Origin of the sequence: Pseudomonas sp. NPDC077408, assembly GCF_050269105.1 — a bacterium.
Taxonomy (GTDB): Bacteria; Pseudomonadota; Gammaproteobacteria; order Pseudomonadales; family Pseudomonadaceae; genus Stutzerimonas.
This window is the reverse complement of the sequence record NZ_JBNNHS010000001.1, coordinates 436,825-450,117: the sequence shown is the minus strand read 5'-3', so window position 1 is coordinate 450,117 and position 13,293 is coordinate 436,825. Positions and strand designations below refer to the sequence as shown.

The window sequence follows — 13,293 nt, the reverse complement described above, 5'->3', positions numbered from 1 at the left end:
TAGAGGCACAGCGATGAGTACGAACAAACCCAACACCCCCTATGCCCAGCGCGAACAGGGTTATCGTGAAAAGGCCCTGAAGATGTACCCGTGGGTCTGTGGGCGCTGTGCGCGGGAGTTTTCCGGCAAGCGACTGAGCGAGTTGACGGTCCATCACAAGGACCACAACCACGACAACAACCCGGAAGATGGTTCCAACTGGGAGTTGCTCTGCCTGTACTGCCACGACAACGAGCACTCGCGCTATACCGACAACCAGTATCACGCCGAAGCCCGGCCGGGGAGCGACCTGGGGCCGAAAGAGACGTTCAAGGCTTTTGCCAATCTGGCCGACTTGCTCAAGCGCAAGCCGGACTGAGGATGACAAAACAGGTGTCGGTCACTTCACCAGAAGGACCGGCACCGAGACCTCATGAACCACACGATTGGCGACCGAGCCCATCAGCATGCCAGTAAAGCTGCCAAGGCCGCGGGTGCCCATCACTACGGTGTCGCAACCAAACCGTTGCACGGCATCGTTCACCTGCTCCGCCACGTTGCCCAGGATGGCGTGAGTCTGGTGCGCAATTCCCGCAGTCTTGAGTGCCGCAGCGGCTTCTGCAAGGGTTCGGTTCGACTTGTCGATAAAACTCTTGTTCAACTCATCAACCGTACCCGCAGTGACGAACTCGCCGTAGAGCACCGGCTCCTGCTGCACGTTCAGCACGTGCACCTCGGGCGGCTTAGGCGCGTCGGTGGCGAAATCGATGATGTATTGCAAAGCCCGTTTGGCGTTGTCCGAACCGTCATAAGCGAGAAGAATGTTGCGCATAGCGAGTCTCCAACCAGTTTTGTCGACAGCATAGACCATCATCCCGGCGCGCCCGACTGCCAAAATCGCATCCGTTGCTCTGGATCAATCTCCACGGTTGTCGCCATTTCGAGGCCTTACCATGAGTACAACTCTCAGCGTTCCGTTTGGCGTAGGCGATGCTTCGTTCCAGGCAGCGGGTGGCGAGTCTGGGCTGACCCGCCTGGTCGAAGCGTTCTACCAGATCATGGACGAGCGCGAAGACGCGATCTGCGTCCGCCGCCTGTATCCACGCGACCTGATCGAATCGCGCAAGCGGCTCGCAGCCTTCCTTTGCGGCTGGTTGGGCGGCCCACGTCGCTACGCGGAACACTACGGCAGCATCAACATTCCGCAATTTCACACCCGCTGGAAGGTCGGCGAAGCCGAGCGCGATGCCTGGCTCGGATGCATGGCTCTGGCGATCGCCAAGCAGGGATACTCCGCAGACTTCGCCGATTACCTGCTGGCCCAGTTGCAAATTCCTGCAGAGCGTATTCTCCAAGCAGGCCAGCACACCTGCCCCCAGCAGTCGGCTCCACTGTAACCTCGCTGTACCTCGGCTCGAGTAGCCTGGCGTCTGCACGCCGCCGAACCCCTTGCACATAGCTGCGTCATACCTTGTGAGGCCGTTGCCAACACGGCGACACTGAATCACGCAACCAGGGAATTCCATGAAGATCCGCTTTGCCTCGGTGAACGAGCAGAAGATTCGCGATGCAGAAGAATTTCTAGGCAAAAGCGGTATCGAGATCGTCAAGTTCCCGGTGCGCATCGTTGAAACACAGACCGAGGACCTGAACCAACTGGTCAGTGACAAGCTGTTGGACGCATTCAAGCTAATTGGCAAGCCGGTGTTCGTCGAGCATTCCGGCCTGTTCATCAACAGCCTGAACGGTTTTCCTGGCGGCCTTACACAGACCTTTTGGGATCGTCTGCACGCCGTACGTTTTTCCGATCTGATTGGCAGCCTCGACGACCCATCGGCCGTAGCACGGACGTTGATCGGCTACTGCGACGGCCGCAAGCGGCACTTCTTCAAGGGCGAGGTCACCGGCAAGATCTCCCGCACTCCTGCCGGCGACCAGGGTTTCGAATGGGACAACGTATTCGTGCCCGACGGCTATTCGTGCACCTTCGCAGAACTGGGCGGTGTACATAACGACCTTTCGATGCGCAGGCGCGCTCTGGATGCCTTCATCACGCACTTGCGACGGGGCTGAGGTAGTTGATGCAAAAGCTTCTGGAGGCATACAGAAATAACCGCCTGATTCTCTTTGTTGGCTCGGGGGTGTCCGCCAACATCGGGCTGCCGCCATGGCGCGAGCTTATCGATGAGATCGCCGCTCAGCTCGAGTACGATCCCGACGTATTCGATACCTACGGAAACTTCCTTTCGCTTGCCGAGTACTACCGCATCAAGAAAGGGAATATCGGGCCGCTGCGCAGCTGGATGGACCGTGAATGGCACAAGAACATCGATATTCGCGACTCGGAAATTCACCGGTTGATCGTCCAGGGCCGGTTTCCTGCCATTTACACCACCAACTATGATCGCTGGCTAGAGAACGCGCACGACGCTCACGGCGTCAGCTATCTGAAAATTGCCAATGCAAGCGATCTGGTCAAGGCGCGAGACGGCGTGCGACAAATCGTCAAGTTCCATGGCGACTTCGACGACGATAACTCCATCGTGCTGGACGAGACTAGCTACTACGAAAGGCTGCAGTTCGAAACACCGTTGGATATCAAACTGCGCGCGGACACCTTGAGCAAGGCCGTTCTGTTTATCGGCTACAGCCTTTCCGATACCAATATCAGATTGCTGTTTTACAAGCTTTCAAAGATCTGGAACCAACACGAAACGCTAGGCGTTCGGCCGATCTCATATGTTTTTTCGCATAAACCCAACCCCGTGCAGGAAGAAATCCTTAGTCAGTGGGGCATCCGGATGATCACCTCTGAAGATGACGAACCAGGGCTGGCATTGCAGAATTTTCTGAAAGAATTGGTGGAGGGCTGAGGGAGGTTGCGCGCAGCTTGAATCCCGCCCAGCGCAGCGAAAATAGCAAGTGCGATGCCGTTAAACATCGCACTTGTTGGCTTCAGTAGTTGTAGCCAATACCGACGCTGTAGAAGAACGCGCCGTCATCGTAACGATCCCGCGCATCGCTTCCACTTTTGAAGAGGAATTGATACTCGGCCATTGCAGTGATGAAGGTTTTGTCCTGAACCCAGTACTTAATACCGACTTCCGGCCCCCCCATAAAGGTTTCATCAACCTCCTCGCCATAGATCCCACCAACACTCACCCCGACGAACGGACGAGTATTGCCACTACCGAAGTGATAGTCGTAGAACACACGGGTCGAACCGTCGAACTGCACGCTCTCCCCTTCCGAGTCACGGGCATTTACGGTTTGCCGAACACCCCACATGGAAGCCTCGTCCAGATATGTGCCCCAACTACCTTGTACGGAAAACACTGTATCGTCGAAGTCCTTATCGCTGCTGCCCGCGCCACCCAGCGTAACTTCACGATCACCTGCCACCGGAGCGGCAACTGCGATGGCGGGAAGCATGGCGGCGACCAGGAGGGAAGTTTTGAAAAGTCTGTTCATGACAACACCTCTTGTTCTTGCTAACTATGGCGGAATGCGCAACTTATTCGGTGCGCACTGTTAATGACAGGAACACGTCATGACTGTTCATTTTATTTTAGGTATATAATGCAAACACTTGTTTATCAAGAACTTTTTTATTAGCAAAACCTATTGCAGTAGATACTTTCTCAGCCATATAAAACAAACGAAACGGGAAACTAGCGAAACGGCAATTCACTCGGCACGGTGATCAGTAAGTGCTGTTTTCTGGTGTCGCCATTTCATCCGGCAGCTGTTCGTCTTCGGGGTCGCTATCGAACTCATGTCCGATGGCGATCCGCAACCAGACCGGTACCAGCAACAGGCCCACCGCTATGCATACCCAGCTGATCACTGAAGAACCATCCGGTGGCGGAAACATCAAGCGCCCTACACCGACCAGCAGGGAGAACAGCGAAACGGCAGTCACCGCAACAGCAAAAAGACGTGTACCAAGAGCCTTGACCGAAACGGCGCCTGCGACCCCATTGAGCATCGCCGCACGCCGCCAGAAGCCAAACGGACGTACACGACTGTAGAAGCGCTTAAGTGTGGCGTCGTCGGTAGCGGGGGTAATGAAGGTCACCAGGATTGCGGCGGAGGTGGTCGTCAGTGCCATGATTCCAAGTCGCATCCACTCACGATCAGGGTCGGTGCCAAGGTAATAGAGCAGCAGTGGTGCCGTTATCAGCGACACCGCCATCGCCGTTAACTCTGAATAGAGGTTTATCCTCTCCCATAGCCAGCGCAGCACCAGTACCGAGCCCATACCCGCGCCGAATAGCAGTGAAATGAACCAGGCGGTCTGGATCGATCCAAGATTGGCCATGATGATCATCGCGATCACCAGGATCAGTACATTCGACAACCGTGCGACCAGCACTAGCTCGCGATCCTTTGGCTTGCGCTTTAGCACGTGTGGCGCGAACACGCCTCCATAGACATCATTACTCCAATAGGAAGCCCCCCAATTGAGGTGCGTATCGACGGTTGAAGCCAGCGCAGCCAGCAAGCCGACGAGCATCAAGCCCCTTACGCCTGGTGGCAGCAGGTCCTCGATACCCTCTACGAACAAGGCCTCTCGCCCAGCAGTGAAACCGTCACCGGCCATGTCACCGGGGGTGAAGGGATACAACACCAGTAATCCAACGGCAATCGCCATCCAGAACAGGCTGCGCAGGAATATCTGCAGCCAGGTGAACACCAAGCCGGCAATCCGGGCGTCACGGTCGGTGGGGCATGCCATGCTTCGCTGCGCCAAGTAGCCGGTACCGTCAGCGTTCATCTGGAAGAACCACTGCAGACCAACGATCACCAGAAACGGCATCAACGCCTCGCCCGCATCTGCAGGCGGGGCGAAAGACAACATTCTGCTCGCCTGCTCGCTGCCGTAGAGTTCGACGATGCGGTCGGTCAGCCCGCTCAAACCGCCCGCTGCGTCGATCACGAACCAGGCGTAGAGCAGTGTGCCGATCATCGCCAAGCTGAACTGCATAACGTCAGTCTGTACCACAGCACGTAAACCGCCCGTGATCGAGTACATCGCGGTAAATGCGAGGATCAGCAGGATCGAAATCAAGTTGTTGGCACTCATCATCGCCGGATCGAGTCCAGTAATGCTCTCGCCAAGCTGGATGCCCAGATTGGCGATCAACGCGACGATAGGCTCATAGAGGCCAGCCGGTAACCACAGATGCCACGGTAGGAATACCTCAGCGATACGAATGGCAGCTACCAGGACCATTGCCAACACCACACAGTTGATCACTGTGCCGTAATAGATAGCCTTGAGCAGACGCAGCGGCGTGACACCTTTGCCGCTATAGCGCACACAGGTCAGCTCTGCGTCGGTCAGCACTCCGGCGCGGCGCCAGCCCACCGCAAAGATGAATGCCATCAGCAGGAACGCGAGGCCGTAGATCCACAGACGCCATAGCGCAAAGACGCCCGCCGTCGCGACCAGACCGGTCACCAACAGCGGCGTATCGGCCGCGAACTGGGTCGCCCCCATGGAAAAGCCTGCCTTCCACCCTTTGATAGTCCTGCCTGCAAGAAAGTATTCGTCGAGGCTTTGGGACGCCTTACCCCGTGCGCGCAGGCCGGAACCCAGACCGTAGAGAACGAAGGCCATGACGATCAGTAGGTCCAACATTTTGTTATGTCCTAGCTGGAGGCTGTTCTTCTGAGAGCGCGAGCTATGGTGGAAAATTGCAGGCGCCGGATGAACGGAGCGAACATCGAATCCAGCTCGGACTCATGGCCCGCTGGTCCGAAGAGCATCGGTTAATATCCGACAGCATTGATGGAGAACTGCTCATGGAAGCACCTCAGTTGCGTCAACTGCCAGACCAAAGCCGACCTTTGCTTAACAAATTCTACCGAGCCCACCGCAGCCATATGCGGGCGCCAGCCGGTGCCCGCTACTGGGTCGCACAGCATGTGGAGATTGTTGCGGGGCTATGTCTCACAGGCGTCGATGGCGGCCATTGGCTAACCGGTTTGCTGGTCGCGCCAAGCCACCGTAACCAGGGTTTCGCGACACGCCTGGTGGCCCAAGCGCTGGCCGCCTGCGAAGGGCCTGTATGGTTATTTTGTGAGCCGGGGTTAGCGTCTTTCTACAAGCAACTGAGTTTCGGTGAGACCACTGCTTTGCCAGAGTCACTCGCCCTTCGCCTGCAACGCTATAACCAACACAAGACGCTTGTGGCGCTATGTCACGATAAGGAGCAAGCGGCATGACATTAACCGTTCTGAAAATCGCCACTGCCTGCCTGCTTGATGAGGCGGGACGCGTATTGATCGTACGCAAGCGCGGCACCCAGGCGTTCATGTTGCCTGGCGGCAAGATCGAGGGTGAGGAGACACCTCGGCAAGCGCTGGAGAGGGAACTGCATGAGGAACTGGATCTGCTGATCGAGCCGTCGAAGCTGGAGTCGCTCGGCCATTTTCAGTCGCGGGCGGCAAACGAACCGGACCATTGGGTGGAAGCGGACGTGTTCGTTGCGCGCCTAGAAGCCTCGGTAAAGGTACAGGCGGAAATCGACGCGCTGGACTGGCTGGAAGTACATGCAGAGCGGCAGGGACATCTGGCGCCCCTGCTACGAGAGCAGGTACTTCCCGCACTGCGCCGAAGGCTGCTTACAGACTAAAGGTAGGGCACCAATCAGCAGCTACGGAGAAATGGGATCACTTGCCGGGAAGGTCTCTTCCAAGGCCTCATCCAGCTGGTCTTCATTAGCCTCATCTGGATCACGTTTGACCGGGTCTTCTTCATCTCGCCCAGGCTGGGCAGGTTGATTCGGTTCGTTGCCGTTCATGGTGAGCACCTCTGGTTAGGTTACGGCTATTAGTCCGTTCACCCGCGCAGTCGTTCGCGCACCCACCTATACAAAAACTCCACACAAAAAAAGGGGCGGGGGTTAACCCCCGCCCGCCTCCTTCCCTACTTCCCTTTTTTCCTACTCATCATCCTGATGAAACCGCATCCAGCGGCTGATCCTGCCCGACATCCTTGCCGGCTGTGCTTGTCCCTGAGCACGGTTGCGATATTAAGGATTTGAGCGACAACGGCAACTCTGAAAAATGCATGATGGCAACGGAGCCACCATCTTAATAAAAACTATTACTCAGCTAAATCAAGGACTTAGACATCTATTTTTCTTGGAATGGCGATCCGCCCGGTCAACGCTACTAGCTTTGCTTACACACTCTGTAAGCAAATGCTTACGTGAGGAATCGTCTAAGCAGAAGTCGTGAGAATCGAGAGTTAAGCCCTCTTATTCAATCGACCGCCGCTAAGCTGCAGTGCAGCCGACATAGCGGATAGAAATCTTGCCCCTTACCGCGCAGGTAAGGGGCAACGGGGCCTAGCGGAACAGCGATTCACTGGAAAGACCGTTACGCTCCAGAATTTCACGGAGCCGTTTGAGTGCTTCGACCTGAATCTGCCGAACCCGCTCTCGGGTCAAGCCAATCTCCTGGCCGACCTCTTCTAAAGTGCAGCTTTCATGGCCGCGCAGACCAAAGCGTCGGATAACCACTTCCCGCTGTTTTTCAGTTAGGTCGGACAGCCACTGATCGATGCTCTCGGACAGATCGTCGTCGAGCAAAAGCTCGCAGGGGTCGCTTGGCCGGTCATCGGTCAGGGTATCGAGCAAGGTCTTGTCGGTGTCCGGTCCTAGGGAGACGTCAACCGAGGTCACGCGCTCATTCAGCCCGAGCATCCGTTTGACCTCAGCAACAGGTTTTTCAAGCAGGTTAGCGATTTCCTCGGGGCTAGGCTCATGATCGAGCTTCTGCGTCAGCTCGCGCGCTGCCCGCAGGTAAACGTTCAGCTCCTTGACCACATGAATCGGCAGACGAATGGTCCGAGTTTGATTCATGATCGCCCGCTCGATGGTCTGCCTGATCCACCAGGTTGCATAGGTCGAGAAACGGAAACCACGCTCAGGGTCGAATTTCTCGACCGCACGGATCAGCCCAAGATTTCCCTCTTCCACCAGATCCAGCAGTGACAAACCTCGATTGACATAGCGTCGAGCGATTTTCACGACCAGCCGCAGATTGCTTTCTATCATGCGCTTGCGCCCCGCCGGATCGCCCTTCTGCGCGAGACGCGCGAAGTGCACTTCCTGTTCGGGTGTCAGCAGGGGGGAAAAACCGATTTCGTTGAGGTAGAGCTGGGTGGCGTCGAGCGCGCGGGTGTAATCGATGAACTTGTGTTGCTTGACCGTTGCGGTCTTGGACTTGGTGCCGACCGAGCCGACGCGGGAGATCTCGGTAATCGGATCTGTGTCCGCGGACGGTTCCATGAGTAGAACTGCATCGTCTACGTCAAACTCCGGCACTTCTTTTTTGAGAGCCATTATTGTTTTCCTGTTCTGAGTTCGACAACAGGCTTGGGCGGCACGCGTTCCCTGGCATCGCTCAAGCCCCTCCTAGTGCCAGAACAGGCAGCATCAAATCATCGCTTTGGCAGATATTGCAGCGGATCTACAGGTTTGCCTTGGCGGCGAATCTCAAAGTGCAGCTTCACCCGGTCGGTTCCAGTCGATCCCATCTCGGCAATAGTTTGCCCAGCTTTGACTTGTTGACCCTCCTGAACCAGCAGCCTGCGGTTGTGGCCGTAGGCACTTACATAGGTATCGCTGTGCTTGATGATCACAAGTTCGCCGTAACCCCGTAAACCACTGCCGGCGTACACAACAGCCCCATCAGAAGCAGCTAAAACAGGCTGTCCTAATTCCCCGGCGATATCAATGCCTTTATTCAAACTTCCGTTTGAGGAGAAACGGCCAATAACCGTGCCGCCTGCAGGCCAGGCCCAGCCGCTTGCGGAGCGGGTAACCGGCTTGATCGGGGTGTTCGGCGCAGCAGGCTTGGGCGCCGCTACGGTGGGTCGCGTCAAAGGCGGCGGCGTCGGTACCGGGTTCGTCACGATGGGCGGCGTGCTGGGCGCAGACGCGGGGGGAGCGGTTTCCGGACGAGTGGCAACGGCACGGGGTGCCTGGCCACTGAAGCGAATCGTCTGGCCTGGGTAGATCACATGCGGTGGTCGGATATTGTTGACCCGTGCCAGATCGCGCCAGTCCCAGCCAAAGCGGAAAGCGATCGACCAGAGCGTGTCTCCGCGCTGAACGGTGTAGTGCCCGCTGGTTACACGGTCCCGGTTGTTACGATCGACGACACTCACGCCGCCTGACGGCGAGGTGGCGCACCCGACCAGTAACGAACCCGCCAACAAGGCGACAAGCGCGCAACGGACTGATGAACAGCGTATCCACCGCGTGCTGGCTGTGAGCTTCAATACCCGCTCCCTATGATCGACAAGTCGGTTCAGACGCTTTGTGCGACTGGCTGGTGACGCCCGGCAAACCACTCCAGCCCAAGCACCAGCGCGATGCCGGCGCCCGCCAGGAGGATCGCCAGCAGCAGCTGCGGATCCTGCCCGGTCAGATCGCCATAAGCGCCCGGCAGCAGGTTTTGCTCTAGTAGCGGCACGGGCTCACCGTGCGAGTTGGTGCGCCAGGTCAGCGTCTCTTTCCAGGGCCATACCTTGTTCAGCGAGCCGAGCATCAGCCCGGTTAGAAAAGCCAGGGTAAGGTCGCGCCAACGCCGCAGAACCCAACTCAACACACGCGCGAAACTCAACAAGCCGACCAGACAACCGGCGGCAAAGGTCAGCATGATGCCTAAATCCAAGGCTTTAACCGCGCCCAGAATTACGGGGTACAGGCCGAGAAGAACCAGAATGAAGCTGCCGGATATCCCCGGCAGGATCATGGCGCAGATCGCGATGGCGCCAGCGAAGAACAAACTGACGCTGCTGGTGCTCCACTGCATGGGCGACGCCACCGTAATCCAGTAGGCAAAGCCGATACCCAGGCACAGACTGATCAATCGTGACAGGTTGCGACGCTGGATTTCCTTGCTGACCAAATGCACGGAGACCAAGATCAACCCAAAGAAGAACGACCACACCGGAATCGGATGCTGCTCGAGGAGGTAGGTGATCAGTTTTGCCAGGCTGAGCACGCTGGTCAGAATCCCAGCGAACAACACCAAGAGAAAGGTTCCGTTGGCGGTGCGCCATGCTTCGGCGATGCGCCCCTTCAGCAGTACGGGAATGGCGTTCGGCACTGCGCCTATGGAGCGCAGCAATTCATCGTAGATTCCGGTTATGAATGCGACGGTACCACCCGAGACGCCAGGCACCACATCCGCAGCCCCCATCGCCATCCCCTTGGCGTACAACAGCAACGCGTTTTTCATGCTTCCATCCGCTGTGATCAAACTACAGGTCCATTGAGCAGCGGCACGAAGCGCACGGTATCCAGCAGATGGCGGGAAAAACCGTCTTCCTCTCGAATGATCAGCATCAATTGCTGGACTTCGCCAACCCCGACCGGGATCACTAACCGCCCGCCGGGAGCCAGTTGATCGAGCAGAGCCTGGGGCACGTCGGCTGCCGCCGCGGTAACGATGATGCCATTGTAAGGGGCCAGCGCAGGCCAGCCCTCCCAGCCATCACCCCAGCGAAAGACCACGTTACGCAACTTGAGTTCGACCAAGCGTTCTTTTGCGCGGTCTTGCAGCGCCTGGATTCGCTCTACCGAGAACACCCGCTCGACCAGCTGTGCCAGCACAGCTGTTTGATAGCCGGAACCGGTGCCAATCTCCAAGACCTTGTCAAGCGGGCCGTCAGCGAGCAGCAGCTCGCTCATACGCGCCACCATGAAGGGTTGCGAGATCGTCTGGTTGTGGCCGATGGGCAGTGCGGTGTCTTCATAGGCGCGATGAGACAATGCCTCATCGACGAACAGGTGGCGGGGCGTGCGACGAATGACCTCGAGCACGCGAGGATCTGAAAGCCCTTCTTCGTACAGCCGCTGAATCAGCCGGTCCCGGGTGCGTTGTGAGGTCATCCCGGTACCATGGCGCAGCAGGTCATCGGATCCGCGGTTCACAACACGCCCTCCAGCCAACTGTCGAGGCCCTCGAAGGCCTCATGAAAGGTTCGGTCCAGCTGCAATGGTGTAATCGAGACGTAGCCCTGCATGACAGCATGAAAATCGGTGCCTGGCCCGCCATCTTCAACGTCGCCGGCCACCGAGATCCAGTAACCGTCCTTGCCACGCGGATTCGCCTGCTTCACTGGAGGCTTGGCCCTGCTGCGATGGCCCAGGCGGGTCAGCTGGATGCCGCGAATGTGGTCCAGCGGCAGGTTTGGAACATTGACGCTCAATACAGTACGCGGAGGAAGCTCAAGCGACGCCTGATGCTCAACCAGCTTGCGCGCGACATAGGCCGCAGTCGGCAGGTTATCGGTCAGCCGCGACACGAGGGAAAAAGCGAAGGCCGGCTTGCCGGTAAACCGTCCCTCGATAGCTGCGGCGACGGTACCGGAGTACAACACGTCGTCGCCGAGATTGGCGCCCAGATTAATACCGGAAACCACCATGTCAGGCGCGTCTTCAAGCAAGCCGTTAATGCCTAGGTGGACGCAATCCGTAGGAGTGCCGTTCACGCCGATGAAACCATTCGGCATGGTTGTGGGATGAAGCGGGCGATCCAGGGTCAGCGCACTGCTGGCGCCGCTCATGTCCTGAATTGGGGCAACTACCCTGCACTCGGCAAAATCCGCCAGCGCGTCATAAAGCGCGGCGAGCCCAGGTGCATACACCCCGTCGTCGTTGGCGATCAGAATACGCATCAGATGTCCGTCTGCCCTGCCAGGCTGACCAGTTCGCGCACCACAGCAGTGGCAAAGCATCCGGTCGGCAGGACGAATTCAAGTTGCAGAATGTCAGACTCGGGATAATGCCACGACAAGCCGCCTATTGGGAGGCGAAGAATGCGCCGTTCATGCTTCATTCCGGCTTCTGCGAGCCATTTGGCGATTGACGGCTCCGCTGCAGCTGCCTGCATCTCCAGTGCTTGTACGACGCCTGCAGCAGGCGATTCGCCTGCGCCCCACAGCGGACCGGTCGGATGCAGATCCAGCACGGCCAGCCGTGGGTCGCTGCATTCGGCTTCACCTGCCGGGAAAAAGCTGCGGCTATCGGTGAAGGCCAGCAGGTCACCGACTTGGGCCTGGTTCCAGCTACCCGCGGCGACTCGCTCAGCTAATACGCGATTGAATAGGTAACTGCGCCCCGCCGATAGCAGGCGTGAGCGGAGATTGCGCTGCACGGGCAGCTCTTGCCTGTCCGCGTACTCGCGGGCGCCGTGGACATTCCCGCCCTCATAACCGAAGCGCTGCAGGCCAAAATAGTTGGGCACACCGTCGATCTTGATCCGCTCGAGACGCGCATCGAGTTGGGCATGGTCAGCCTGCAGTTCCGTCAGACGCAGGGTAAACCCATTGGCCGAATGGGCGCCGCGTTGCAGTTTTCGCTGATGGCGGCTGCTCTGGAGAATCTTTAGGGTTTCGTCTTCGGCCCTAGCCAGTGCGGGATCAGCTTTGCCTGGCAGATGCAGGCTGAACCATTGACGGGTCAGAGCCTGACGATCTTTCAAGCCGGCATAACTGATGTTGCGCACCGGAACGCCAGCAGCACGCGCCAGGCGTCGCGCGGCTTCTTCGGTATTGAGGTTGCGCTTTTCCACCCAGAGCCAAAGATGTTCGCCCGCGCCAGACAAGGGGATATCGAGCACCTCGTCGACCTGGAAATCCTCCGCCACAGCTTTGAGCACCGCGGAGCCACAGGCCCCTCCGTGCGCCCTTGGGCCGAGTAACTGGTCTTCGGTCATGCGCTGACCAGCAGCGCAACAGCGTGAACGGCTATGCCTTCTTCACGCCCGGTAAAGCCGAGCTTTTCGGTGGTGGTGGCCTTGACGTTGACCTGATCCAGATCGACCTGCAGGTCCTCAGCGATCAGGGTTCGCATGGACTCGATGTGCGGAGCCATCTTGGGTGCTTGCGCAACAATGGTGGCGTCAACGTTACCGACCCTCCAGCCCTTGCTCTGCACCTGCTTGAGCACGTGCCGCAGCAATACCCGACTGTCGGCGCCCTTGAAGGCCGGATCGGTGTCCGGGAAGTGCTTACCGATATCGCCAAGCGCCGCGGCGCCGAGCAATGCGTCGCTCAAAGCATGCAGCACCACGTCGCCATCCGAATGCGCGAGCAGACCGAACTTGTGAGCAATCCGCACCCCACCGAGGGTGACGAAATCGCCCTCACCGAAACGATGCACGTCATAGCCATGGCCGATACGCATAGTCATTTGCACCTCGAAAAGATCAGCCGGCGATTCTACAGGACAGCAGCAGACGTTGAAGCCGCAGCGGTAAGAACCCCTGCAGATCAACGCAGCCGAT

17 protein-coding genes are annotated in these 13,293 nt (G+C 57.9%); 6 read left to right on the top strand and 11 right to left on the bottom strand.

Annotated features, from left to right (window positions below; translation table 11 throughout):
• Nucleotides 1-13: 13 nt before the first annotated feature.
• Nucleotides 14-358: a YajD family HNH nuclease gene (locus ACQKEK_RS02210; protein WP_064481893.1), complete on the top strand. Its 345-nt coding sequence runs from the start codon at nt 14-16 to the stop codon at nt 356-358.
• A gap of 21 nt (nt 359-379) precedes the next feature.
• On the opposite strand, the gene ACQKEK_RS02205 is transcribed toward ACQKEK_RS02210, so the two are convergent.
• Complete coding sequence (locus ACQKEK_RS02205; RefSeq protein ID WP_045428948.1) at nt 380-811, bottom strand: universal stress protein; 432 nt, start codon at nt 809-811, stop codon at nt 380-382.
• A 121-nt stretch (nt 812-932) separates the two neighbouring features.
• Between ACQKEK_RS02205 and ACQKEK_RS02200 the strand changes: the two genes are divergently transcribed.
• The 3 genes from ACQKEK_RS02200 to ACQKEK_RS02190 all read left to right on the top strand — a co-directional run bounded on the left by ACQKEK_RS02200 (nt 933) and on the right by ACQKEK_RS02190 (nt 2,852).
• Entirely contained in the window at nt 933-1,376 is a 444-nt protein-coding gene (locus tag ACQKEK_RS02200) for a group II truncated hemoglobin (RefSeq protein WP_499140928.1), read from the top strand.
• A gap of 127 nt (nt 1,377-1,503) precedes the next feature.
• Nucleotides 1,504-2,052: a non-canonical purine NTP pyrophosphatase gene (locus tag ACQKEK_RS02195; RefSeq protein WP_045428952.1), complete on the top strand. Its 549-nt coding sequence runs from the start codon at nt 1,504-1,506 to the stop codon at nt 2,050-2,052.
• An 8-nt stretch (nt 2,053-2,060) separates the two neighbouring features.
• Nucleotides 2,061-2,852, top strand: a complete 792-nt coding sequence (locus ACQKEK_RS02190) for an SIR2 family protein (protein WP_064481891.1) — start codon at nt 2,061-2,063, stop codon at nt 2,850-2,852.
• Nucleotides 2,853-2,934: 82 nt separating this feature from the next.
• Here ACQKEK_RS02190 and ACQKEK_RS02185 read toward each other — a convergent pair whose 3' ends face one another.
• Nucleotides 2,935-3,450 (bottom strand): hypothetical protein, encoded by a 516-nt coding sequence (locus ACQKEK_RS02185; RefSeq protein WP_045428956.1) that lies wholly within the window; start codon nt 3,448-3,450, stop codon nt 2,935-2,937.
• Nucleotides 3,451-3,682: 232 nt separating this feature from the next.
• The gene (locus tag ACQKEK_RS02180) at nt 3,683-5,623 is read right to left on the bottom strand and encodes a sodium:solute symporter family protein (protein WP_499140927.1); all 1,941 of its coding nucleotides are present in this window, start codon (nt 5,621-5,623) and stop codon (nt 3,683-3,685) included.
• A gap of 164 nt (nt 5,624-5,787) precedes the next feature.
• On the opposite strand from ACQKEK_RS02180, the gene ACQKEK_RS02175 reads away from it, so the two are divergent.
• Nucleotides 5,788-6,210, top strand: coding sequence for a GNAT family N-acetyltransferase (locus ACQKEK_RS02175; RefSeq protein WP_499140926.1), 423 nt, complete (start codon nt 5,788-5,790; stop codon nt 6,208-6,210).
• Nucleotides 6,207-6,620 carry an NUDIX hydrolase gene (locus tag ACQKEK_RS02170; protein ID WP_181689961.1) on the top strand — a complete coding sequence of 138 codons (414 nt, stop codon included), beginning with the start codon at nt 6,207-6,209 and terminating at the stop codon, nt 6,618-6,620. The genes ACQKEK_RS02175 and ACQKEK_RS02170 overlap by 4 nt, the downstream gene beginning before the upstream one ends.
• A 21-nt stretch (nt 6,621-6,641) precedes the next feature.
• On the opposite strand, the gene ACQKEK_RS02165 is transcribed toward ACQKEK_RS02170, so the two are convergent.
• The 8 genes from ACQKEK_RS02165 to ispF form a co-directional block, all read right to left on the bottom strand.
• On the bottom strand, nt 6,642-6,788 hold the full coding sequence (locus tag ACQKEK_RS02165; RefSeq protein ID WP_164863192.1) for a hypothetical protein: 147 nt from the start codon (nt 6,786-6,788) through the stop codon (nt 6,642-6,644).
• Between the two features lie 549 nt (nt 6,789-7,337).
• Nucleotides 7,338-8,336: an RNA polymerase sigma factor RpoS gene (rpoS, locus tag ACQKEK_RS02160; protein ID WP_499140925.1), complete on the bottom strand. Its 999-nt coding sequence runs from the start codon at nt 8,334-8,336 to the stop codon at nt 7,338-7,340.
• Nucleotides 8,337-8,434: 98 nt separating this feature from the next.
• A complete protein-coding gene (locus ACQKEK_RS02155; protein WP_499140924.1) occupies nt 8,435-9,277 on the bottom strand; it encodes a peptidoglycan DD-metalloendopeptidase family protein in 843 nt (280 codons plus the stop codon).
• A gap of 29 nt (nt 9,278-9,306) precedes the next feature.
• Nucleotides 9,307-10,242, bottom strand: a complete 936-nt coding sequence (locus ACQKEK_RS02150) for a polyprenyl-phosphate transporter (RefSeq protein WP_499140923.1) — start codon at nt 10,240-10,242, stop codon at nt 9,307-9,309.
• Nucleotides 10,243-10,259: 17 nt separating this feature from the next.
• On the bottom strand, nt 10,260-10,895 hold the full coding sequence (locus tag ACQKEK_RS02145; protein WP_029404859.1) for a protein-L-isoaspartate(D-aspartate) O-methyltransferase: 636 nt from the start codon (nt 10,893-10,895) through the stop codon (nt 10,260-10,262).
• A 38-nt stretch (nt 10,896-10,933) separates the two neighbouring features.
• Nucleotides 10,934-11,683: a 5'/3'-nucleotidase SurE gene (surE, locus tag ACQKEK_RS02140; protein ID WP_046162016.1), complete on the bottom strand. Its 750-nt coding sequence runs from the start codon at nt 11,681-11,683 to the stop codon at nt 10,934-10,936.
• Nucleotides 11,683-12,723 (bottom strand): tRNA pseudouridine(13) synthase TruD, encoded by a 1,041-nt coding sequence (truD, locus tag ACQKEK_RS02135; protein ID WP_499140922.1) that lies wholly within the window; start codon nt 12,721-12,723, stop codon nt 11,683-11,685. The genes surE and truD overlap by 1 nt, the downstream gene beginning before the upstream one ends.
• Nucleotides 12,720-13,193 (bottom strand): 2-C-methyl-D-erythritol 2,4-cyclodiphosphate synthase, encoded by a 474-nt coding sequence (gene ispF / locus ACQKEK_RS02130; RefSeq protein WP_127840618.1) that lies wholly within the window; start codon nt 13,191-13,193, stop codon nt 12,720-12,722. Before ispF ends, truD begins: the two co-directional genes overlap by 4 nt.
• Nucleotides 13,194-13,293: the final 100 nt, after the last annotated feature.